This is a genomic window from Oceanobacillus longus (assembly GCF_042650085.1).
Lineage (GTDB): Bacteria > Bacillota > Bacilli > Bacillales > Amphibacillaceae > Oceanobacillus > Oceanobacillus longus.
This window is the reverse complement of the sequence record NZ_JBHSAO010000010.1, coordinates 1-21,978: the sequence shown is the minus strand read 5'-3', so window position 1 is coordinate 21,978 and position 21,978 is coordinate 1. Positions and strand designations below refer to the sequence as shown.

The following is a 21,978-nucleotide window of genomic DNA, read 5'->3' as shown; positions in this document are numbered from 1 at the left end:
GGGCCTTCCAAGCTGCTTATCTGTACATTATGCTTTAAATGACGTGAATTTATCTATAGCGGAGATTCTTTCATTCGTAATGGGTTGTTCATCAAAGTATCCAAGATGCAGAAAACCAATTATTTTTTCATTATCCCCAACATGAAGTAATTCTTTGACTTTTGGATCATAAATATGAGGGTTTGTTTTCCAAACAACACCAAGTCCTTCCTCCCAGGCAAGTAGCCAGAAATTTTGGATCATGGATGCAGTTGCGCCATAATTTTCTTCCCACTGTTTTGGAATTTCAGGCTCTTCCATCATAACAACAAGTATGGCGTTCGGCTCAGTTAGATAATCTTCCCGGTTTTTTTGAATATCTACTGGATAGGTAGAAGCTACTCTTTTAGCAAAACCAGCTAACTGTTTTTCACCAACAAAAAGAAATCTCCATGGCTGTCTCAATCCATGGTTAGGTGCCCAAATGGCGTCTTCCAATAATTCGAGAACTTTTTCTTCCGTAACTTCTTTATCGTTATATCCTTTTTTCACCGCGCGCCTTTCACGGATAATTCTTGCTAATTCTGATTTTCCCATAGCTATATACCCCTAAATTAGTATTTAATTGATAATCTTTTTCAGTTAAATTGTATAGGATTAAATTTGGAAATGCAATTACTTATTAGTAACTTAACTTTTGCACCAATAAAATAAGTTCAAACAGTTAGCCGGTCTAAACTTAGAATGTCTTTAATCTTTGCTAACTATGGTAACAACAAGGCTGTTTTTCGTACTGTTTATATTCTCTTAATCATCGCAGAGTTGAGATAAACTACGAACTAGGATAAGTTACTTCGACGACCGCTCTGGGGAAATATACTTCGCTTTCCGCGGGCGGCTGGTGAGCCCTCCTCGTGCTTCGCACTGCGGGGTCTCACCGATGCCTTTCCTCCCGCTGGAGTCTTCGTATATTTCCCCAGAGCTGGTTTTAAGCTTACAAACTAATAACTGCATTAGTGATTTATAAAATTCATATCACCGAGCTTCACCAGTCTGGGTGAGCGGCGGGCGGTGACTCCTGCGGGAACAGCACGTGTCCGAAGACCTGAAGAGTGGTTTTCTCTTTGGGGCTGAGGCCGTGCCCGCGGAAAGCATCCGCCCAGAGCGATCCCGGACGGTGGGAAAAGCAGATACTTAAAGATACCAAACCAACTAGCAGTTACTTAACAGTTTCTGTATAATGCGATGATAAAAACAGGGAAATTAACGAAAAGAGCCTTGCATATAGATGCCATCCAGACTATTCAGCATAATAGTTAATCCGAAGTCAACTTGAGCAGTGTAGCTCCAGTCCTCCTAATTCTACCAAGGCTATTTTATCCATTTCACTCTGCGAACATTGAGTTAGTAAGTGCTTCGAATATATATCTTAATTCCAAAAACAGCTTTACAAGAATTTGTCTCAAGGATAAAATAAGTTCATGATTGTTAGGTGTACTAACCTTAATAATGAATTTAACTATTGAAATAAAAGGGAGTTAACAAATGAGAACGTTTTATACTTGTGATATCCATGGTGATTACAACTCATTTATATCTTTAATTAATCATGTGAACTTCAATCCGGAAAAGGACCGACTAGTTATTGGTGGGGATATGATTAATCGTGGTCCAAAGAGTGCAGAAATGTTGCAATGGGCTAAGAATAATCATGAACAATATACGGATAGGATTCATATCCTGATTGGAAATCATGAGGAAATGATGATTTGGTTTATGAATGAGCTTTCTCCCATGTGGATGGAATTTGGTGGAGATGATACGATAGCAAGCTTCAAGAAAGTTTTTGGAGCAGAGCAGGGTTGGGATCTTGCCGAAGAATATGCTAAATGGTTGGAGGGGCTACCCCTTATTTTTGAGGATGATTATGCCATTTATACGCATGCGGGTGTTCGTATCGGCGTAGACAAAGAAAACCAGCCAAGGGAAATTGTTTGGATAAACCAAAAAGAATTGCTTGAAATTGATGAAACAATTCTGAAGAACCTGGACAGGTGGAAAATATGTATATCGTGGTCATAATCCCTATAACACGGTACATGTAAAAGGCCAATTCATACAATGTGATCTTGGAAATGGAACATTCACGGAAGATGCAGCTGCATTGGCATTAGTGGATGTGCAAAGCAATCGTTACTATCGTTGTTCAAAGGATGGTAATATTACAGAGCATGTAATTGAAGTTTCCTAAAGTGATTTAAGCATTTATAAATTATAATTTTTCAACAAAGGCACAGGAAGTAGGAATTTCTGTGCCTTTTTGATGAAAATAAATCTTCTTATGTGATGAATATCACAACCAAATATTTGAAAAAGTGTATGCTTAGTTGTAGTAATTATTTTAGGAGGGTGCCCCTATGTCACTTTATGAACTACTCGTATTTATTCATATATTTTCTGCAATACTAGGTATGGGTCCGGGATTTGTAATGATTTTAACTGTTAAGAAGGCTACTAATATGACAGAGCTTAGACATGCTTACAAAATACGTCATCGACTTCATATCTTTACAATGGTCGGCGGAACATTATTGCTTCTAACAGGAATTTGGATGGGGATGATTAATCCATATCTTTTGACAAAAGGATGGTATTGGCTGAGCCTTGCATTATTTCTCGGTGCATTGGTTTTTGGACCATTTGTCCTGGCACCTAGATCCAAACCAGTTAAAGCATTATTAACGGAGTATAAAGCTGAAGAAATTCCAGAAATTTATCATATACTATCTAATAAACTTTTCTTCTTTGAACGAATCGAAAACCTTATTTTCCTGATTATCATTGCACTGATGATTCTGAAACCATTTTAATGGACGATAGGAGTGTTTGAACAATTCTAAAAAAGGTAACTATTGTATATAAGTACGATTTATGCTATATTCGTTAAAATTTATATTTGGTTAGATTACTGTCTGAGAACGAGAACCAATATGTTTGATCACCTATTCAGTGGGGATAAAATTCCCTTCGCTGAATACAGAGATAAATTACGGAAAGGAGAATGTTTCTATGAGGAAGGTAACACTGGAACAAGTTTTTACGCATCCTGTTACACAGAAATATTTAAAAAGGTCAGGTATTGCACATGCTATTGCCGTCGCAGAATATGCATATCTTTTTTCCGAACGGTTCGATGTAAATCCAGATCATGCTACGAAGGCTGCGCTGCTTCATGATATTGGGCATTATACATGGTATCGAGACGGAGAGTGGGATTATGAGTTGTACAAAGAGAATGATATTCATGCAATAAAGGGTGCTAGCAGGGCTCATAAATTGCTAATTCGCATTGGAGAAGAACGTCAGGCTGCAAAAGAAATAGCAGTTGCTATTTTGCTTCATACGGACTCTTATTTACCAAAAGGAGAACTGAAATTAAAACCATTGCAGCAGGTTGTATCATTGGCAGATGAAGCAGACGAAGAAAATGGCGGAAATCATCATTATAAACAAATTGAGGAATATGTTGCTCTTGAGCGTATAAAGGCATTGGATAAACAAATTGATTCCGCATTAACTAAGAATGCACGCTTCTCGGAAAATGTATAAAGAGCTACCCCTCTTTTCCCCCCCTTACTCTATCCATTTTTAAGTCGTTCTCATTTCTCGTCTTCCGCCTCACTCGGTACATCCATTTGAGGGTCATTTCGCCTGAAATCACTGCGTCTTCCATAACGGATCATATCATAGACCACTCTCCCATTACTTGGCTGCCCATCGGGGTAATACATTGGGATCGCATCAAAAAGCAAAAAATAAAAGGCGTAAAAAATAAACTGGTTCCAAAATGTTTCATATTCAAGTAAGTCATTTGCCAAAAGTGCGTTAATGCCTAATGCAACAAACAAATTGGCAAGTATAGGGGAGGCGTATATAAATATATGCGCAATTTTAGTATCTCTTTCGAGCGAATCATAATGACACCAACTGTACATGAAATAGAATCTTCTTACTTCGAATATCCAAAATTTGAAGAGATAAGGACCTGAACCGATCGTAATGGTTGCCTCTTTAACTCCAAAGATTTTACCGGCAATTAAATAACCAAATTCTCTAATAATCGATACGATAGGTAAAATAATAAAAATTGACATTGTTAATTTTAAAAAATCCATTAAACCGAACATAGCAGCACCAACTCCTGTAAATGTGAAATCCATAGGAAAAATAATCGGTCTCCTATGTTACATACAGAGAAAATACCCTCTTTTTAATAATTTAATCATAAAAAATCCTGCTCTTTATGAACAGGATTTATCGTTTTATTCTACTGTCTCTAAATATTCTTCCAATGTAATTTCTTGGGACATGATTTCCTTTGCAGCCTTTTCACCTACAAAACGAAGATGCCATGGTTCATATTGATATTTAGTAATCTCTTCTTTTCCTTCTGGGAAGCGTATAATAAAACCGTATTTTGCGGAATTTTCTTCAATCCATTTTCCTTCATCCGTATCCCCAAAGTCAGTAATTAAATCAAAGTTAACTTTAGGACTAGTAATATCCATTGTAAGTCCAGATTGATGCTCACTTTCACCAGGACGTGCGCTGAAAGTATTTGCTGTTTCCTCCCCATGCTCGAGGGAATTGGAAGTAAAGATAGCATCCTGTCTTTCATAAGAACGATACCCAGACTGAGCAAATAGTTCAAGTCCAGCTTCATCAGCTGCAGCAAATAATTTTTCTAGAGATTTTGCAGCTGCTTCTCGCATCTGTTTTTTTGGCAAATCTTCTGTGAAAGGAAAACGGACATTAGGAAATACCAAATCCTCTGGAATATAATCTGCTGGCAGGGCGTGTTCTTTATTGATGAGTGCAAGCTGATCATAAGGGTTTGCAATAACCTCTGTACCAGAGTCTGTAAATGCAGGTTCTACTTTTTGGGGCAATCCCGACCCAGCAGTAATTGGTACGTTATTTTCGATTGCATCTTTTAATACTGTTTTTGTTGACTCATCATAAATCCCTGATGCTAACAATAAATCGCTCTGTAACTGGAAATCAGTTACGGCCCATGCAGTGGCATCATCAAATTCACCATTCACAGTTAACTCATATCCCATATGATTGAATACAGTTTGCAGTTTTATCACTTGATCTCCCTTATCTTTCTTTTGAAGAGAGTCTTCTGGGATAAGGATAGCTTGCTCGTCTTGTTCCGGATCCGGGTTTGGCTCCGACTTATTCCCCTCTTGTTCCGGGGTGGAATTTGAAGGAGCTTCACCTGTTTCATCTATTTGATCAAACGTTTGATCAAATAATGAGCATGCTGACATAGTGCATAATATTGTAACTATTATAAACGAAATAGTTAGTCGCTTCTTAAACATGATACATATCTCCCTTGAGAATCTGCCTTATTGTAAATTATGTTTTATTCAACATATCAGAAGTATAAACGTATCATCATTTTCTCACATATGCCTTTACAAGAACAGTAGCCAGTTAAAATACAATTCATTCGGAAAGGTTGGAAAATTTTAATAGGTTGTGAACTTCGCAGGGTTATGAAAGTCCTTATGTCTTCATATCTTATGTATTGCAGGGGAGGATTAAAGTATGAACATGAATGAAAGGTATCAAACAAGGGGTAGTGATCTAATTCTTACGCTATTACTTTTTTGCTGTGCTTTATTTGTTGTATCCAGTGTTTATGTTACAACACCCTTAACGAGTCAGTTTTCTGAGATATTTCACGTAGAGCCAAGTGTTGCTGCTTGGCCAACCAGCATATTTTCTGTTTTCTACGCAATTGGTTTTCTAATATTTGGACCATTATCAGATCGATTTGGGCGTAAACCTATTATTTTATTCGGATTATGCTGTTTAACAGCAGTTTCCATATCAATTGGATTTATCGATGACTTTCTTCTATTTGTACTGTTGCGTGGATTGCAAGGGCTTGTTGCTGCAACATTTGCTCCCTCAGCATTGGCATATGTCTATGATGTTTTTCCTACAACTAAAATAGCTACCGTTATTGGCTTTATAAGTTTCGGCTTTGTGACTGCAGGAATTTTCGGTCAGGTGGTGGCCGGAATTATTAATCAAACGTTTGATTGGCAGAAAATTTTCTTGATTTTTGGAGGTTTATATTTTAGTTGCGCGATTGCTGTATACTTTTTTCTATACGAAAATCGGACCGAAGCTAAGAGCATGATTATAAAAGATTACTTTTTAACAGTAAAACGAATATTCACAGATAAAAATTTATTAATTTGTTATCTGATTACCATGATGCTGCTTTTAACATTTATTGGCATGTACACAATACTTGGTGCATATTTGAGCAGCTCACCTTTTTATTTATCCGATAAGGAAATCCTCACTATTCGTGCAGTCGGTGTTATTGGAATGATTCTTTCTCTGTTAGCAGGGAGTCTTATCAAGAGGTATGGCCTTTTACTTGTTTTTCGAACGGGGTTGTTCATGAGCGTAGTAGGATTAGTAGCAGTCGGAATGGCAACGAATCTGGTTGTTATCGCGCTGATGAGTATTTTTTATGTAGCAGGTATTTCGATTACATTTCCCGCAATCATGTTGTTAGTCGGGAATTTTGGCGGGAAGGAACGTGCTATGGCAGCATCGTTTTATGCTTTCATTCTATTTATAGGTGCTACTTTAGGTCCTTTACTATCCATATGGCTTATGCATCATGGAAGTTATTTTATCACACTTATTGTTCTGGCTGCTCTCATGGCAATTGGACTGACGGCTTCTTTTTTTATTGATGAAAAGGAAGAAGCCAGATTCTAATATAGAACCTGACTTGTATATTATTCAGCTTCAAACAACTTACAGATCTCTACAATGACATTGGATGCTTTTTCCATATTATTTACAGAGATATATTCGAATTTGCCATGGAAGTTCTCGCCGCCTGTAAAAATATTTGGGGTTGGCAATCCCATATACGATAATTGGGAACCATCTGTTCCTCCGCGAATTGGTTCAACGATAGGGTCAATGTCCAGGTTTTTCATCGCCTGACGGGCAATATCCACGATTCCTTTAACGGGTTCAATTTTTTCACCCATATTGTAATACTGGTCCGACATATTCAATTCAACAGCAGCGTCGCCATAGGTTTCTTTCATTTCCTGAACAAATTTCTGCATGGTAGTTTTTCGTTCCTCGAACTTTTCTCTGTCATGATCACGGATGATGTAATAGACCATTGCGTTTTCCACATCACCGTTAACGGAGATAAGATGATAGAAGCCTTCATAGCCTTCTGTTTGTTCCGGAGATTCATTTTCCGGGAACTTGGTAATGAATGCAGCAGCTAATTTTCCGGCATTTACCATTTTATTTTTTGCGGTACCAGGATGAACGCTATTGCCTTTAAACGTTACTTTTGCTGCAGCCGCATTGAAACTTTCATATTGTAATTCACCAAGCGGACCGCCATCCACTGTATAAGCATAGGTAGCATCAAAACGTTCCACATCAAATTTATGAGGCCCGCGGCCGATTTCTTCATCCGGAGTAAAGGCAACACGAATCCTCCCGTGTTTGATTTCAGGATGCTGAATTAGATGATTCATCGCAGTCATAATTTCTGCTATGCCTGCTTTATTGTCTGCACCTAGCAATGTTGTACCGTCGGTAGTAATAATTGTATGTCCTTTATAGCTTGGAAGCTCAGGGAAATCCTTGGAGGATAGGACAACATTTAATTCTTGGTTCAGTATTAAATCATTTCCGTTAAAGTTTTCCACGATTTGGGGTTTCACATTTTTTCCGGTAAAGTCTGTCGCGGTATCTACGTGTGCAAGAAAACCTATGGTTGGGACTTCTTTATTTGTATTTGAAGGAAGAGTAGCCATTAAGTAGCCATTTTCGTCAAAAACGACATCTTCCATACCAATTTTCTTCAATTCATCGGACAATAAATTTATAAGATCCCATTGTCCTGAAGTTGAAGGTGTCTCTTTGGAATCTTCATTTGATTGTGTATCCAACTGTACGTATGTAGTAAAGCGGTCAATAATTTCTTCTCTCATTATTTTATCGCTCCTTTTCATTTTAATATTATTTTACCATAGTATATAACGGAACTCGAAATAACTGTAAAAAGGATTCTGAATACTTTTGTCGAAATGGTATCATTAGATAAGGCTGTTTTTTTTCTAAACGATTGGGACTGCGTTACTCGTCCCACCGAAAAGAATTGTTGTTATTTCATAAAATCTATAAACTACGACGAAAGATAAACTTCGGCGACCGCTCTGGGAAATACACTGCGCTTTCCGTGGGCGGCTGTTGAGCCTCCTCGCGCTAACGCACTCCGAGTCTCACCGATGCCTTTCCTCCCACTGGAGTCTCCGTGTATTTCCCAGAGCTGGTTAGAAGGTTGCTGACAATAACTACACTTTCGGATAGCTAAAATAGCATAATACAGCTTCACCAGTCCGGGCGAGCGGCGGGCGGTGACTCCTGCGGGAACAAATGTTTTCGGTGGGGCGAGTAATCGCAGTCCCAGCACGTGTCCGAAGACCCCGCAGCGGTGGGTTTTCCGCGAGGAGGCTGAGGCCGTGCCCTAAGGATGCGCATCCGCCCAGAGCGATCCCGGACGGCAATAGAAGCACACGATTTTTGAAAATCAGCTAGTAGTTAGTTCGCATTTTATCTCAACTCTGCAATTTAAAAAAAACAAAGAGCCAAGGAAAAAGACAGGAGTGGGTGAATGATTAGACAAGTTATACTTGAAGATGCAGAAGAGCTTGCTTCACTTGTAGAGCAGGTTGAGACTGAGAGTCCTTACATGCTGTATGAAGCGGGGGAAAGGGAAGTTTCAGCTGAAAAACAATCTGAAATGATCAAAGGGCTTTCTAAATCACATAATTCTACAATTTTTATAGTGGAAAAGGATGAACGGTTGGTCGGTTATCTTTTTGTAATAGGTGGGAATACAAAAAGGAATAAGCATAGTGCTTACATAGTTGCAGGTATCAGAAACGAATATCAGGGGAGAGGCATCGGAACAGCATTGTTTGAGGAGTTGGAACGTTGGGCTTCTAAGCAAAAAGTCCATCGACTGGAATTAACTGTAATTAAAGAAAATCGAGCTGCTGTAAAATTGTATGAGAGATCGGGATTTAGGATAGAAGGTATAAAAAGAAATTCTTTATTCATAAAAGGTAGATTTGTAGATGAATATTATATGAGTAAATTACTGGAGGGATAGGATGACGAATTTAATTAGTGTGAGCAGATTAAAGAGTAGACTGGAAAACCATTTAAACAATACGGTAATTGTAGATGTCCGATTTCAGTTGGATGATCATGATGTAGGGAGAAGAATGTATCTAAAAAATCATTTGCCTGGAGCAGTATATCTAGATCTTCATAAAGATTTGTCCGGCAGGGTAGGAAAACACGGTGGCAGTCACCCACTACCAGATTTTAAACTGTTTGCATCGAAAATTGGAAATATAGGGATTGATAAAAATACAACGGTCGTTATTTACGACCAAGGCAATGAGATGTTTGCTGCAAGATTATGGTGGCTACTGGAGACAATTGGTCATGAAAGAGTGTATATTCTTGAAGGTGGCTATAATCGCTGGGTGGAAGAAGGAAGTGAAGTGACAGAAAAACTTCCTTCGTTGAAAGCTAAGAAGTACCAACCTGTAATTAATAGTAATAGAATCTTAGATATGCACGAAGTTAAGGAGAAAATGAAAACAAATACCGCCTTATTAATTGATTCACGGGCAAGAGAGCGATACTTAGGGGAATGGGAGCCGTTATACAGCAAAGCAGGTCATATTCCGGGCGCTAAAAATTATTTTTGGAAAGATGTGCTCTCGGATGATGGTACATGGAGAAAAGGGGAAGCGTTACAAGACCATTTTGCAAGTTTATCCAAAGACGATGAAATCATTGTTTCGTGTGGTTCTGGTATTTCCGCATGTTCGAATATCCTTGCATTAAAAGCAGCAGGATTTACTAATGTAAAACTATATCCGGGCAGCTTTAGTGATTGGATATCCTTTGATGAAAACGAAATCGATTTAGAGGAGAATTAGAATGGGTAAAGAACGTTGTGATTGGGTTACATCTGATCCTATCTATATAAACTATCATGATGACGAATGGGGCGTCCCTGTTCATGATGATAGAAAATTATTTGAAATGCTTACATTGGAAGGTGCACAGGCGGGATTAAGCTGGATTACGGTATTAAAACGAAGAGGTAATTATAGAGAAGCATTTGAGGATTTTGACGCAGAGGCAATCAGTAGATATGATGAGAAAATAATAGCTGGTTTGCAACAAAACGCGGGTATTATTAGAAATAAAAGTAAAATAAATTCAGTTATTACAAATGCAAGAGCTTTTCTGCAAGTTCAGGAAGAGTTTGGAACCTTTGATCAGTATAGTTGGCAATTTGTTGATGGCTCTCCAATTAAAAATGATTGGGATTCACTTGCGGAAGTTCCTGCAAAAACAAAAAGATCGGAGCAAATGAGTAAGGACATGAAAAAACGTGGTTTTAAGTTTGTTGGACCAACGATTTGCTATGCGTTTATGCAGGCTACAGGTATGGTAAATGACCATACGAAGGAATGTTTTTTATACCATCAAAAATGAAATAATATGTTTTAATTCAGGGCATTTCCTTAAAAGGAAATACCCTGAATGTAGTCTTACAGTTTAAATGTTTTAAGTTGTTCGTTTAATCTCTCTGCAAGCGCTGAAAGTTCTTCTGCGCTATGAGAGACTTCTTCCATCGAACTTGCTGTTTGTTGTGCGGAAGCAGCTGCTTGTTCAACGCCAGCTGCAGATTCTTCTGATACGGAAGCAATTTCTTCTATTAGATGGTTCATGGAATTACTGCTAGTTGCAACGTCTTTAAGATTAGTTGAGATAATCTTGATTTTTGCAGTCATTTCGGTGACTGCATCATTGATTGTATCGAAGCTCTTTCCTGTTGCTTCAATTTGATTGGATCCTTCTTGAACTTCATTGTAGCCAGTGGTCAAAGATTCTACAACATGTCCTGTTTCAGATTGAATGTTGCTAACAATGGAGGTGATTTCACCTACAGAAGAGGCTACTTGGTCAGATAACTTTCTAACCTCGTCCGCAACTACTGCGAATCCTTTGCCATGCTCTCCTGCTCTAGCAGCCTCAATTGCTGCATTCAAAGAGAGGAGATTTGTTTGGCTAGCAATGTCTTTAATAACAGAAACCAGATTAGATATTTCTTTAGACTGGTTATCCAGGCTTTTTACTTTAATTACGGAGTCGGAAACAATGTGATCAATTAATTTCATTTGTTTAACTGACTTTCTCATTAAGTCAGTACCATCTGTAGTAAGCGTAAGAACATTATTCGAAGTATCTGAAATTTCCTGTCCACTTTTCTCGGATTGAACGACGACCTTAACAAATTCATTCATGCTTTCTGACAAGTCTGATGCACTGTTAGCTTGTGTTTCAGCCCCTGACGAAATTTCCTCCATTGTGGATGCAATTTGAGTATTCCTTTCTTTGACCTCATTGGCTGACTGTGTCAGTTCTTTACTACTGCTGGAAACAGCAACACTGGCTGAAGATACATTCTGAATAATCTTCTGTATGTTATTCTTCATGAGGTTGACGGATGAAGCGAGTTGTCCAATTTCATCCTTACCATTATACTCAATGGAGCTAACAAAGAGATTACCGTTTGCCAATTCGGTTGTTATAGTCACCAATTTATTAAGTCCTTTTCTAATACTGCGACTAATTAGTAATGTTAGTACAAACCCAATAATAACAACAAGAACATTTGCTATCACGAGGGTGATTTTGCTTGCATCCATACTATTAGTTGCCGATTGAATGGCTTTTGTTTGTTTCATTTCCGTGATGTCAATTAACTGATTTACCAGTTCAGTATTTTCGTTACGTAAGTCAGAGGAATAGTTCCTTAATGAAGCTGCATATGTGATTAGACCCTCATCAACTGCAGGGACCATCTTGTTGAAAAAAGTATCATTAATACTTTCATCATTTGCTAGGATTTTATTTAGAATTCCCTTTTGTTCATCGGTAGTCAATGTTGGTTCTAAGTTGTTTGATAAAGATTGAAGATCCTCCGTATACGCGTTAAATGAGTCGATATAGTTTGTCCTTTGTGTTAATAAATAGTCGGCAATTAGTACATCTTTCTGCTGTATGGTTGAAGTTAATTGCATCATATCATTAACCCATATGCTTATCTCATCAATGGTCTTTATATCATCATTCGTTTTATTGAATTGAAAAAAAACAACGCTACTGCTTAGTAAGAATAATGCTGCAATGATAGAAATAACAGTTAAATATTTATTGCTTATACGTATATTTTTCCAATTAAGTGATCTTTTCTTGTCTTTGTTGAATCGCTTTTTACCTTTTTTCACGTTCATCTAATCCCCCCAAATTAAAACAGAAATGTCATATGTTATATATCGGAATAATACAGCTAAGTATAAAGTCCTGTTTTAAAATTTGGCTTTTTTAAATGGCAGTGTACCAGGGTGAAATGAATAATAGGTAAAATGAAAACCAGGAACATCAAGTAGCTTCTGGTTTATTAAATAAACGAAAGAAGTAAGTTGAGTGTAAATATTATCTATCCGAAAACACGCTTCACCACTACCTCATACGCTTTGAAATAGGCCGGAATATCTTCGTTACTTAATCCAGCATACATATTCTTAACGATCGAATGGTTATACCATAATTGCTCATTAAACCCCGCATTAAATTTTTTCCAAATAGCATCTCCTTTTTGCTTCAAGTCTTCTTCAAGGCCGATTAGATTATCCAGTTTATCTGCTATAATTAAATATTTAATTTCCTTTTCAGCATTTTTTACAGTGTCAATTGTATGCTGTTTACGCTCTCGCCACGATTTTGATTTGTCCTCTGTATGAGCTGCAACAATATGAGAAATTTTCGGGCCGAATTCTCTTTCGATATCCTCTATCTCTACGGGTGTATCTTCCACTACATCATGCAAATATCCAGCGCAAATTAATTCATCACTAAACCCCGCTGCTTCAAGTCTTTCTGCTACACGTATTGGATGAGTTATATAGGGTGCATCGGAATTCTTCCGAGTTTGTCCTCTATGTGCCTTGGATGCATATTCTTTAGCATTTTCTTTCAATATTTTCCTCTCCTTTATTCTCCGGATAATAACTCAAATATACCATATGAATGTTAAGAGCTCTTTCTTTCATTTTATAGGCTAAACAAGTAAACTATAAAGTAAAGATTATTTTAAAATTAGTGGAGGTACCACCTATGGAAAAAGGAATCAATCAACGGAAAACCGAGCATATTCGTCTTTGTCTAACTGGAAATGTGGAAGGTGTTAATAAGTCTACTGGCCTGGAAGGAATTCATTTTATACATAATGCATTACCGGAAATAAATTTTGCGGATATTACGCTGGAAACAAGCTTTTTAAATAAGAAACTCCAAGCGCCGTTTTTAGTAAGTTCAATGACTGGCGGTTCAGAGCTTGCTACAACGATTAATCAAAACCTTGCTCTAGCTGCTGAGAGAAATGGTTGGGCACTTGCGATTGGATCAACACGAGCCTTTCTGGAAAGTGATAAACATAAAGAGTCTTTCCTTATTCGAGAACAAGCGCCTACCGCTCCTTTAATCGTCAATATTGGTGCAGTGCAATTTAACTATGGCTATGGTCCGGAAGAATGCCAAAGGATTATTGATAAAACTGGTGCGGACTCGATTGTGCTTCATTTAAATAGCTTGCAGGAAGCAGTTCAGGACGGAGGAGACTTAAACTTTGAAAATCTGCTGCCTAAAATTGAACAAGTTTGTAAAACGCTGGATGCGCCAGTTGGTGTCAAAGAGGTTGGATTTGGAATTGATGGTGTAGTTGCAGAAAAGTTATACAATGCTGGAATATCCTATATAGATGTTGCTGGAGCAGGTGGAACTTCCTGGAGTCAGGTGGAAAAACTGCGTTCGCGCGACCCACTAAAAAAAGCGGCTGCAGAAGCATTTAATAGTTGGGGAAATCCTACGAAAGACTGCATTGTATCTGTACGTAGCAATCTTCCAGATGCACCACTTGTTGCAAGTGGTGGAATGAAAACAGGTGTGGATGCAGCAAAAGCCATTACGATTGGAGCCGATATCATCGGTTACGCACGTCAATTGCTGAAGGCGGCTACTGAATCAGAAGAAGCTGTCAAACAAACAATGGATCAAATTGAACTTGAACTGAAGATGACGATGTTTGGTATTGGCGTAAAAAATCTGGAAGAATTAAGAAATACAAATCGTGTCAGTGTCATGGGGCAATCTTTAATGAAAGAAAACAGCTAAGGTCAGTACCAGGGCTTTAGCTGTTTTTCTTTTAGACTGTTTCTAAACGATGAAGGCCACAATTACTCTTCCTACCGAAAGAATTGTTGTTATTTCATAAAATGTTTAAACTCCGAACTAGGATAAGTTACTTCGGCGACCGCTCTGGGAAATATACTTCGCTTTCCACGGGCGGCTGGTGAGCCCCTTCCTGCTAACGCATTTCAGGTTCTCACCTATGCCTCTCTTCCCGTAGGAGTCTCCGTATATTTCCCAGAGCTAGTTAGAAGGTTGCTGACGATTACTACATTAACGGGGGGGGGGGGGTAGCTAAAATAACATCATACAACTTCACCAGTCCGGGTGAGCGGCGGGCGGTGACTCCTGCTTAGAACAGCACGTGTCCGAAGACCTAAAGAGTGGTTTTCTCTTCGGGGCTGAGGCCGTGCCCGCGGAAAGCATCCGCCCAGAGCGAGCCCGGACGGCGGGATAAGCAGTTACGTCGCATTTTATCTCAATTCTGTAATGATTATGTCTGGCTTTTCAATTTAACTATGTTTTGCAGACTGGAACTAGGGTAAAAGTAAAGTAAAAAACAAGGAGAGTAATAAAATGCCGTGGAATTTAAATGATTACCCAACTTCCATGAAAAATCTAAATGAAGTTAAGAAGAAAAAAGCAATTGACATTGCCAATGCTATGGTGGATGAAGGTTATGAAGAAGGACGGGCAATACCGATAGCTATAGAGCAAGCAAAGGAATGGTATGAAAATGCATCAAAAGATGAAATCGATGATTACAGAAAACATGGTAAACCAACACAACGTTCAAAAGAAGGAAAAAAATATGACAGCAATCCTGAACGTATAAAAGAAGCAGAAGAGGTTGTAATACATGAAGATGGTTGGGCTGTAAAGTCAAGTGGTTCCGACCGTGCAACCGAAGTTTTTGATAAGAAAGATGAAGCAATCAAAAGAGCCCGGGAAATAGCTGAAAACAAAGGTACATCATTAACAATTTATAAACAGGATGGATCGGTACAGGATGAACAATCATTTAATAATTAAATCAATATGGTAAAGGCTACTCTATAGTGGGTAGCCTTTTACATGCCTTATTGACAAGCCGTCATTCCTTTTGTTCATATAAGCATATTATTATTAGGGTGACTTTGTCCTATGCTACAATATTTAAAAGAAACGAGGTGTGTTTTTATGAAGATTGAAGTTTGGTCCGATTTTGTATGTCCGTTCTGTTATATTGGAAAACGTAGACTGGAAAATGCTATGGAACAGTTTCCGCATCGTGAAAGTATATCAGTAGAATATAAAAGCTATCAGCTTGACCCGACTGCAAAGCATATACCTGGTAAAGGTTTTTATGAAACATTTTCTGAACTAAAGGGAATGCCTCTTGAACAGGTTAAAACAATGAATCAGCAAGTTGGTCAGCAAGCTGCAAGTGTTGGATTAACATACAATTTTGATGATATGAAATATGCAAATACCTTTGATGCTCATCGAGTAGCCAAATATGCTGAGAGCCAAGGGAAAGGAAAAGAAATTACCGAACGATTTTTATATGCTTATTTTACCGAATCTGAGCTTATGAGCGATAATGATACATTAATCAGACTAGCTGGAGAAGTGGGATTGGATAAAGAAGAGGTTGAAAAAGTAGTGCTTTCCGATAAATACAGAAATCGAGTAAATGAAGATATTGATACTGCCCGTCAAATTGGAGTACAAGGAGTACCATTTTTTGTATTCAATGAAAAATATGCGGTTTCCGGGGCCCAACCTCCGGAAGTATTTTCAGAAGTACTGGAAAAAGTATGGGATGAAGAGAAGGAAAAACCAGTATTGCAGTCACTGAACCCCAAAAAGTCAGAAACTTCCTATTGTACGGATGAAGGTTGCGATGTTGATAACAAATAATTAGTGTATCGCGAAGAAGGATATTCGCGATACGCTTTTTTATGCTTATATAATTATTGGAAAATGTGATTGTTTTTATTGACGGTAACTGTAATTCTGTTATACTGATAATTGTAAGGCTAATTGATAATGAATATCATTCTTATTTAGAGTGATTTAAAGGTAATAATAATTATTAATAACACTATATTAATAGTGTTAAACAATCTTGGGGATACAGGAAAGACGCTGGTCTAGTCTAACTTGCTACTAGAGTGAAACGCAGCGCTTTTTGAAGAGAAGGGCAGTCTATGAAAATAAGGTATTTAATTCTAGCATTAGTGATTTTTTCATTTACATCCGTTTTTATAGGTGTTTCTAATTTATCACCTCTTGACATATTTAATTTAACTGAAGCGCAGCAGCAAGTATTACTTGTGAGTAGAATTCCTAGACTGTTAAGTATTATTATTGCAGGAATGAGCATGAGTATTGTTGGCTTGATTATGCAGCAATTAACGAGAAATAAGTTTGTTTCCCCAACTACTGCAGGTACTTTAGATGCTGCAAGGCTTGGAATTCTTGTTTCCATGATGATTTTCACTGCAGCCAGCCCATTGGAAAAAATGCTTGTATCATTTGCTTTTGCTTTGTTGGGTACATTCATTTTCATGAAAATCCTAGAGAAAATTAAATTCAAGGATGCAATATTTATTCCCTTAATTGGTTTAATGTTTGGGAATATCATCAGTTCCATATCCACATTTTTCGCTTATCAGAATGATCTTATCCAGAATATGTCTTCTTGGATGCAAGGAGATTTCTCCATGATCATGAGCGGAAATTATGAATTAATGTTTGTAAGTGTACCTATCCTGTTTTTAGCATATATTTATGCCAATAAGTTTACGATTGCAGGTATGGGTGAAGATTTTTCGAAAAACCTTGGTCTGAACTACAGGCAAGTAGTAAATCTTGGATTGATCATTAGTGCATTGGTAACTGCATCTGTAGTACTATCAGTTGGAGTTATTCCATTTCTTGGCTTGATTATACCTAACATTGTTACCATCTATCAGGGAGACCATTTAAAGAAGTCATTATTACATACAGCATTGCTAGGTGCGGTATTTGTACTGTTTTGCGATATCATCGGCAGAGTTATCATTTATCCTTATGAAATTCCAATCAGCTTGACCGTTGGGGTTATAGGTAGTGGAATCTTCATCTATCTATTATTAAGGAGAAAAAAATATGGGCTTTAAAAAGAAAACAATTATCCTTGCCGCAATCACATTATTACTAGCATTGTTATATATCTTTTATGATTTAAGCGGAAATATTGACTATATCTTACCAAGAAGAATTATAAAGGTGGTAGCCATTGTCATCACAGGTGGGGCTATCGCGTTTGCAACAGTTGTTTTTATGACAATTACAAATAATAGGATTTTGACACCAAGTGTACTCGGGTTAGATTCCCTTTATATGCTGATTCAAACCTTTATTATTTTTATTTTCGGTGCCAATTCGCTTGTCATGATGGTTAGTGAAATTAATTACCTTATATCAATTGGGGCTATGATCCTATTTTCATTATTTTTATATCGTTTCCTATTCAAAGGTGAAAAGAACAACATCTATTTCCTGCTTCTCATTGGGATGATACTTGGTACATTCTTCGGAAGCTTTACTGATTTCATGCAGGTACTTATTGATCCAAACGAATTCATGGTTGCGCAGGATCAGATGTTTGCCAGTATCAACAATGTAAATACAGATTTGGTTTATCTGTCAATCATCATTATCGTAGCAGTCATGATCTATTTCCTTCGTTTTTATAAATATTTGGATGTCATAGCGCTAGGGAAAGACGAGGCAATAAACCTTGGTGTGCCATATGATTATGTTGTTAAACGGTTATTGATTATCGTTGCAATATTAATCTCTGTATCAACAGCCCTAATCGGTCCAATTACCTTCCTTGGTCTGTTGGTTGTAAATCTGGCTTATGAATTTATGAAGACCTATCGTCATTTTTATATTATACTTAGCTCTATTTTTATAGCTTTGATTGCTTTGCTGGGTGGTCAATTCATTGTAGAAAAAGTATTCACATTTGATACAACAATCAGTGTTATTATTAACTTTATCGGTGGCGTGTACTTTATATATCTTTTGTTAAAGGAGAATAAAAAATGGTAGATTTGAAAAATGTGTTTAAATCATATAATAAAAAGAACGTGATTGAAGATGTCTCCCTTGAAATTACAAAAGGAACAATAACTTCCTTTATCGGTCCAAATGGTGCAGGTAAAAGTACATTAATCTCCATGATTAGCCGTCTAATAGCAAAAGATAATGGTGCCATAACAATCGATGGCCAGGATATTATGCATACTAAAAATAATGAATTAGCTAAGAAAATTTCTATTTTAAAACAATCCAATGCAATCAATCTGAAATTAACAATTCGGGAACTGGTTTCGTTCGGTCGTTTTCCTTATTCTCAGGGTAAATTAAAGAGAGAAGATAATGATAAAATTGATGAAGCAATTGATTATATGGAGCTTCGTGAAATACAAGATAAGTATCTGGATGAATTAAGTGGCGGGCAACGTCAACGCGCACATATTGCAATGGTTATTGCTCAGGATACCGAGTATATTTTACTTGATGAACCATTGAATAATCTTGATATGCGTCATTCCGTACAAATCATGAAGACATTACGTAAGCTTGTAAATGAAATGGGTAAAACCATCCTCCTTGTTATTCATGATATTAACTTTGCATCATGCTATTCCGACCAAATCGTAGCCCTGAAAGATGGAAAGATCGTCAAACAGGGGCGCACATGTGACGTAATCGACAAATGTGTGCTTAAAGATATCTATGATATGGATATTGATATCAAAGAAATTGATAACAGACGTATCTGTGTGTATTTCTAATAACAATGAAATGTGATTGTGTGGATAAAGAATTTATGTTTACCAACAAAATGAGAGCAAAAAAAAAGCCCCGTATAACTGAATAGTCAACTGACCAAACTGTTATAAAGGACCAATAACTTACCTTTAGTTTACCTCATCTAAAAGATTTGGTAAATGATTTTGCTTATAAAATATAAAATCCTGCATGTTTTGAGCGCTCAAAACATGACTGGAAACATAAATAGAACAGCTCATTTGCTGGAAATACTGCTGCTCATTTTGATTGGATATATTAAATTCGAGAGTTCCTGCATAATCATACGACATTTGTTATTTTTAATAATATATTTTAAACAAAAGGGAGTAATCTTATATGAAGAAAACTTGGCTAATACTTATGATGAGTCTATTGGCTCTATTCATTGCTGCTTGTGGCTCAGAGGACGAGGAAACAAATGCAGGGGAAAATACGGAAAGCAAAGAGACAGTCACTGTGTCCCACGAACTTGGAGAGACAGAGGTGCCTAAAAATCCAGAAAACATTGTTGTTTTTGACTTTGGGATCTTGGATACATTGGATCAAATAGGTGTAGATGTTGCGGGAGTACCTCAATCAGGAACAATTCCAGCATATTTGGAAAAATATGCAAGCGAAGATTATGAAAATATTGGAAGTTTAAAAGAACCAGATTTTGAGAAAATTGCAGAAATTAATCCGGATATAATTATTATTTCCGCACGTCAGGCTGCTTTACATGACCAGCTGGAAGAAATTGCGCCGACGATTCATCTAGGTGTAGATACAACTAATTATATGGAATCGTTCAAACAAAATATGGACATTGTCGGAGAAATTTTCGGTGCCCAGGATGAAATTGATGAAGAATTGACTGCAATTGATGAGTCGATTGCTGCTGTTAATGAAAAAGCTACAGAATCAGAAAAAAAGGCACTTATTATTTTAGCTAATGATGATAAGATCAGTGCATACGGTCCAAATTCCCGTTTTGGTCTGATACATGATGTGTTTGGTATACCACCAGTGGATGAATCTATTGAAGCATCAACACATGGGATGAACGTTACATTCGAATATGTTACGGAAAAAAATCCGGACCTATTATATGTAGTAGATAGAACAGCAGCTGTTGGTGGAGATACGTCTGCACAACAACTAGTAGAAAATCAACTAGTCGAAAATACAAAAGCATACGAAAATGATAATATTATTTATTTAAACCCGGATTATTGGTACCTTTCTGGTGGTGGATTAACATCCGTTGCAGAAATGATCAACGAAATCGACGCAAGTTTAAAATAAATAAAAAGCAATCAGCATTTATAATATGCTGATTGCTTTTTTTGCAGCTTTTGCGTTCTATTCAATTTCTAGGGAAATGTTAGTAAATATTCCTTTAATTTGTTAATCAAATGTAAATATGGACCATGAACGCCGTCCTTGCAATCTCTATTGCAAAAATAGAGTAGTTTATATACTTGATATTGAATGTACATATATGGTTGAATGAAGGAAGACTTAATAGAAATGAGGGAAAAGCGTGAAAAAGCTTTTAATGATATTAATAACACTTACTGTAATCATTTCTTTGGCAGCCTGCGGTGATGATGAAACAGAGGAAAGTGAAAATACAGAGGACAATACAACATCTGAACAGGCACAACAGGAATTGGAAATAACGGAAGAGGAAAAGCTTGATGAAGACACATCAGTGGCGGTTGTTAACGGGGAAGAGATTAATGGGGTAGACTATAACCCAATTTACAGTCAAGTGAAAACGACAATGTATCAGTATGGACAAGATGTGAGTGATCATGAGTTGATCAAAAATCAAACGGTAGATATTCTTGTTGAGCAAGCGCTCATTAAACAGGATGCAGAAAAAGAAGGTATCGAAGTTACGGAAGAGGAAGCGCAGGAAGAATTAAATACCATTAAAGAAACGAGTAGTGAAGAGGAATTTACCGCATTACTGGATCAATACAAGATGACGGAAGAAGACTTCCAAAAACAGCTTATGGATGACTTGATTACTATAAAATATGTAGATGAATTTGAGGCGGAAGTTTCTGATGAGGAAATACAGGAATATTATGATCAGCTGAAAGGGCAAAATGAAGAAATTGGTGAATTGGAAGAAGTAGAAGGTCAAATTAAAGAAATACTTGTGAACGAAAAACAAAGTGAACAGTTACGTGCCAAAGTGGAGGAATTGAAAAAAGACGCTGAGGTAGAAACTGTATTATAAAATAAAGCATCGCTTCCTACTGGAGCGATGCTTTTTCATGACTGTTTTTTTATAAGATTGGAACTGCAGTAAATCGTCCCCAAATAAAGAATTGTTGTTTTCTCACAAAGTATATAAATTGCGAAGTAACTGCTTTTCCCGCCGTCCGGGATCGCTGCGGGCGGATGCTTTCCACGGGCACGGCCTCAGCCCCGAAGAGAAAACCACTCTTCTGGTCTTCGGACACGTGCTGTTCCCGCAGGAGTCACCGCCCTTCGCTCACCCGGACTGGTGAGGCTGTATGTTGCAATTTTAGCTACACAAGTAAAGTAATTATTAGCAACCTTCTAGCCAGCTCTGGGAAATATACGAAGACTCCTGCGGGAGGAAAGGCATAGGTGAGACACTGAAATGCGTCAGCATGAAGGGGCTCACCAGCCGCCCGCGAACTTGACCTGACCCCCATAAGTTAGAGTAAAAATAATTTATGGGGGTTAGGTTTATGGCAACGTACAGTA

At 37.5% G+C, this 21,978-nt stretch carries 21 protein-coding genes; 15 read left to right on the top strand and 6 right to left on the bottom strand.

Annotation, left to right across the window (positions count from 1 at the left end):
- Positions 1-27 precede the first annotated feature (27 nt).
- Positions 28-576, bottom strand: coding sequence for a nitroreductase family protein (locus ACFOUV_RS13395; RefSeq protein WP_379497293.1), 549 nt, complete (start codon positions 574-576; stop codon positions 28-30).
- Positions 577-1,524: 948 nt separating this feature from the next.
- Between ACFOUV_RS13395 and ACFOUV_RS13390 the strand changes: the two genes are divergently transcribed.
- The 3 genes from ACFOUV_RS13390 (at position 1,525) to ACFOUV_RS13380 (ending at position 3,588) form a co-directional block, all read left to right on the top strand.
- A complete protein-coding gene (locus ACFOUV_RS13390; RefSeq protein WP_379497292.1) occupies positions 1,525-2,061 on the top strand; it encodes a metallophosphoesterase in 537 nt (178 codons plus the stop codon).
- 335 nt (positions 2,062-2,396) lie between these two features.
- Positions 2,397-2,849 (top strand): DUF2269 family protein, encoded by a 453-nt coding sequence (locus ACFOUV_RS13385; RefSeq protein ID WP_379497291.1) that lies wholly within the window; start codon positions 2,397-2,399, stop codon positions 2,847-2,849.
- Between the two features lie 199 nt (positions 2,850-3,048).
- Positions 3,049-3,588, top strand: a complete 540-nt coding sequence (locus ACFOUV_RS13380) for an HD domain-containing protein (RefSeq protein WP_379497290.1) — start codon at positions 3,049-3,051, stop codon at positions 3,586-3,588.
- Positions 3,589-3,638: 50 nt separating this feature from the next.
- Here ACFOUV_RS13380 and ACFOUV_RS13375 read toward each other — a convergent pair whose 3' ends face one another.
- Together ACFOUV_RS13375 and ACFOUV_RS13370 are read right to left on the bottom strand one after the other, a co-directional pair.
- Positions 3,639-4,166, bottom strand: a complete 528-nt coding sequence (locus tag ACFOUV_RS13375) for a hypothetical protein (protein ID WP_379497289.1) — start codon at positions 4,164-4,166, stop codon at positions 3,639-3,641.
- Positions 4,167-4,301: 135 nt separating this feature from the next.
- On the bottom strand, positions 4,302-5,369 hold the full coding sequence (locus tag ACFOUV_RS13370) for a D-alanyl-D-alanine carboxypeptidase family protein (protein ID WP_379497288.1): 1,068 nt from the start codon (positions 5,367-5,369) through the stop codon (positions 4,302-4,304).
- Between the two features lie 229 nt (positions 5,370-5,598).
- Here ACFOUV_RS13370 and ACFOUV_RS13365 point away from each other — a divergent pair, with 229 nt between their 5' ends.
- Positions 5,599-6,795 carry an MFS transporter gene (locus ACFOUV_RS13365; RefSeq protein ID WP_379497287.1) on the top strand — a complete coding sequence of 399 codons (1,197 nt, stop codon included), beginning with the start codon at positions 5,599-5,601 and terminating at the stop codon, positions 6,793-6,795.
- Between the two features lie 20 nt (positions 6,796-6,815).
- Here ACFOUV_RS13365 and pepT read toward each other — a convergent pair whose 3' ends face one another.
- Positions 6,816-8,045: a peptidase T gene (gene pepT / locus ACFOUV_RS13360; RefSeq protein WP_379497286.1), complete on the bottom strand. Its 1,230-nt coding sequence runs from the start codon at positions 8,043-8,045 to the stop codon at positions 6,816-6,818.
- A 683-nt stretch (positions 8,046-8,728) separates the two neighbouring features.
- Here pepT and ACFOUV_RS13355 point away from each other — a divergent pair.
- The 3 genes from ACFOUV_RS13355 to ACFOUV_RS13345 are packed head-to-tail and all read left to right on the top strand — an operon-like array spanning position 8,729 to position 10,638.
- Complete coding sequence (locus tag ACFOUV_RS13355) at positions 8,729-9,229, top strand: GNAT family N-acetyltransferase (RefSeq protein WP_379497285.1); 501 nt, start codon at positions 8,729-8,731, stop codon at positions 9,227-9,229.
- Between the two features lies 1 nt (position 9,230).
- Complete coding sequence (locus tag ACFOUV_RS13350) at positions 9,231-10,073, top strand: sulfurtransferase (RefSeq protein WP_379497284.1); 843 nt, start codon at positions 9,231-9,233, stop codon at positions 10,071-10,073.
- A gap of 1 nt (position 10,074) precedes the next feature.
- Positions 10,075-10,638: a DNA-3-methyladenine glycosylase I gene (locus ACFOUV_RS13345; protein ID WP_379497283.1), complete on the top strand. Its 564-nt coding sequence runs from the start codon at positions 10,075-10,077 to the stop codon at positions 10,636-10,638.
- Positions 10,639-10,694: 56 nt separating this feature from the next.
- On the opposite strand, the gene ACFOUV_RS13340 is transcribed toward ACFOUV_RS13345, so the two are convergent.
- A complete protein-coding gene (locus ACFOUV_RS13340) occupies positions 10,695-12,443 on the bottom strand; it encodes a methyl-accepting chemotaxis protein (protein WP_379497282.1) in 1,749 nt (582 codons plus the stop codon).
- A 206-nt stretch (positions 12,444-12,649) separates the two neighbouring features.
- On the bottom strand, positions 12,650-13,189 hold the full coding sequence (locus tag ACFOUV_RS13335) for an HD domain-containing protein (RefSeq protein WP_379497281.1): 540 nt from the start codon (positions 13,187-13,189) through the stop codon (positions 12,650-12,652).
- 137 nt (positions 13,190-13,326) lie between these two features.
- Here ACFOUV_RS13335 and fni point away from each other — a divergent pair, with 137 nt between their 5' ends.
- From fni to ACFOUV_RS13295, 8 genes are all read left to right on the top strand, one after another.
- Positions 13,327-14,382, top strand: a complete 1,056-nt coding sequence (gene fni / locus ACFOUV_RS13330) for a type 2 isopentenyl-diphosphate Delta-isomerase (RefSeq protein WP_379497280.1) — start codon at positions 13,327-13,329, stop codon at positions 14,380-14,382.
- 591 nt (positions 14,383-14,973) lie between these two features.
- The gene (locus ACFOUV_RS13325) at positions 14,974-15,429 is read left to right on the top strand and encodes a DUF2188 domain-containing protein (RefSeq protein ID WP_379497279.1); all 456 of its coding nucleotides are present in this window, start codon (positions 14,974-14,976) and stop codon (positions 15,427-15,429) included.
- A 147-nt stretch (positions 15,430-15,576) separates the two neighbouring features.
- Positions 15,577-16,299, top strand: a complete 723-nt coding sequence (locus ACFOUV_RS13320; protein ID WP_379497278.1) for a DsbA family oxidoreductase — start codon at positions 15,577-15,579, stop codon at positions 16,297-16,299.
- 290 nt (positions 16,300-16,589) lie between these two features.
- Positions 16,590-17,543: an ABC transporter permease gene (locus ACFOUV_RS13315; RefSeq protein WP_379497277.1), complete on the top strand. Its 954-nt coding sequence runs from the start codon at positions 16,590-16,592 to the stop codon at positions 17,541-17,543.
- The gene (locus ACFOUV_RS13310; protein ID WP_379497276.1) at positions 17,533-18,483 is read left to right on the top strand and encodes an iron chelate uptake ABC transporter family permease subunit; all 951 of its coding nucleotides are present in this window, start codon (positions 17,533-17,535) and stop codon (positions 18,481-18,483) included. Before ACFOUV_RS13315 ends, ACFOUV_RS13310 begins: the two co-directional genes overlap by 11 nt.
- Positions 18,477-19,232 (top strand): iron ABC transporter ATP-binding protein, encoded by a 756-nt coding sequence (locus ACFOUV_RS13305; protein ID WP_379497275.1) that lies wholly within the window; start codon positions 18,477-18,479, stop codon positions 19,230-19,232. Before ACFOUV_RS13310 ends, ACFOUV_RS13305 begins: the two co-directional genes overlap by 7 nt.
- Before the next feature lie 355 nt (positions 19,233-19,587).
- Positions 19,588-20,535 carry a siderophore ABC transporter substrate-binding protein gene (locus ACFOUV_RS13300; protein WP_379497274.1) on the top strand — a complete coding sequence of 316 codons (948 nt, stop codon included), beginning with the start codon at positions 19,588-19,590 and terminating at the stop codon, positions 20,533-20,535.
- 238 nt (positions 20,536-20,773) lie between these two features.
- Positions 20,774-21,481, top strand: a complete 708-nt coding sequence (locus ACFOUV_RS13295; RefSeq protein ID WP_379497273.1) for a SurA N-terminal domain-containing protein — start codon at positions 20,774-20,776, stop codon at positions 21,479-21,481.
- Positions 21,482-21,978: the final 497 nt, after the last annotated feature.

Coding starts and splice junctions, on each gene's coding strand:
- ACFOUV_RS13350 (WP_379497284.1), top strand. CDS start 9,231: ATGACGAATTTAATTAGTGTGAGCAGATTAAAGAGTAGACTGGAAAAC.
- ACFOUV_RS13380 (WP_379497290.1), top strand. CDS start 3,049: ATGAGGAAGGTAACACTGGAACAAGTTTTTACGCATCCTGTTACACAG.
- ACFOUV_RS13390 (WP_379497292.1), top strand. CDS start 1,525: ATGAGAACGTTTTATACTTGTGATATCCATGGTGATTACAACTCATTT.
- ACFOUV_RS13340 (WP_379497282.1), bottom strand. CDS start 12,443: ATGAACGTGAAAAAAGGTAAAAAGCGATTCAACAAAGACAAGAAAAGA.
- ACFOUV_RS13345 (WP_379497283.1), top strand. CDS start 10,075: ATGGGTAAAGAACGTTGTGATTGGGTTACATCTGATCCTATCTATATA.
- pepT (WP_379497286.1), bottom strand. CDS start 8,045: ATGAGAGAAGAAATTATTGACCGCTTTACTACATACGTACAGTTGGAT.
- ACFOUV_RS13305 (WP_379497275.1), top strand. CDS start 18,477: ATGGTAGATTTGAAAAATGTGTTTAAATCATATAATAAAAAGAACGTG.
- fni (WP_379497280.1), top strand. CDS start 13,327: ATGGAAAAAGGAATCAATCAACGGAAAACCGAGCATATTCGTCTTTGT.
- ACFOUV_RS13300 (WP_379497274.1), top strand. CDS start 19,588: ATGAAGAAAACTTGGCTAATACTTATGATGAGTCTATTGGCTCTATTC.
- ACFOUV_RS13395 (WP_379497293.1), bottom strand. CDS start 576: ATGGGAAAATCAGAATTAGCAAGAATTATCCGTGAAAGGCGCGCGGTG.
- ACFOUV_RS13365 (WP_379497287.1), top strand. CDS start 5,599: ATGAACATGAATGAAAGGTATCAAACAAGGGGTAGTGATCTAATTCTT.
- ACFOUV_RS13320 (WP_379497278.1), top strand. CDS start 15,577: ATGAAGATTGAAGTTTGGTCCGATTTTGTATGTCCGTTCTGTTATATT.
- ACFOUV_RS13315 (WP_379497277.1), top strand. CDS start 16,590: ATGAAAATAAGGTATTTAATTCTAGCATTAGTGATTTTTTCATTTACA.
- ACFOUV_RS13310 (WP_379497276.1), top strand. CDS start 17,533: ATGGGCTTTAAAAAGAAAACAATTATCCTTGCCGCAATCACATTATTA.
- ACFOUV_RS13375 (WP_379497289.1), bottom strand. CDS start 4,166: ATGTTCGGTTTAATGGATTTTTTAAAATTAACAATGTCAATTTTTATT.
- ACFOUV_RS13325 (WP_379497279.1), top strand. CDS start 14,974: ATGCCGTGGAATTTAAATGATTACCCAACTTCCATGAAAAATCTAAAT.
- ACFOUV_RS13385 (WP_379497291.1), top strand. CDS start 2,397: ATGTCACTTTATGAACTACTCGTATTTATTCATATATTTTCTGCAATA.
- ACFOUV_RS13370 (WP_379497288.1), bottom strand. CDS start 5,369: ATGTTTAAGAAGCGACTAACTATTTCGTTTATAATAGTTACAATATTA.
- ACFOUV_RS13355 (WP_379497285.1), top strand. CDS start 8,729: ATGATTAGACAAGTTATACTTGAAGATGCAGAAGAGCTTGCTTCACTT.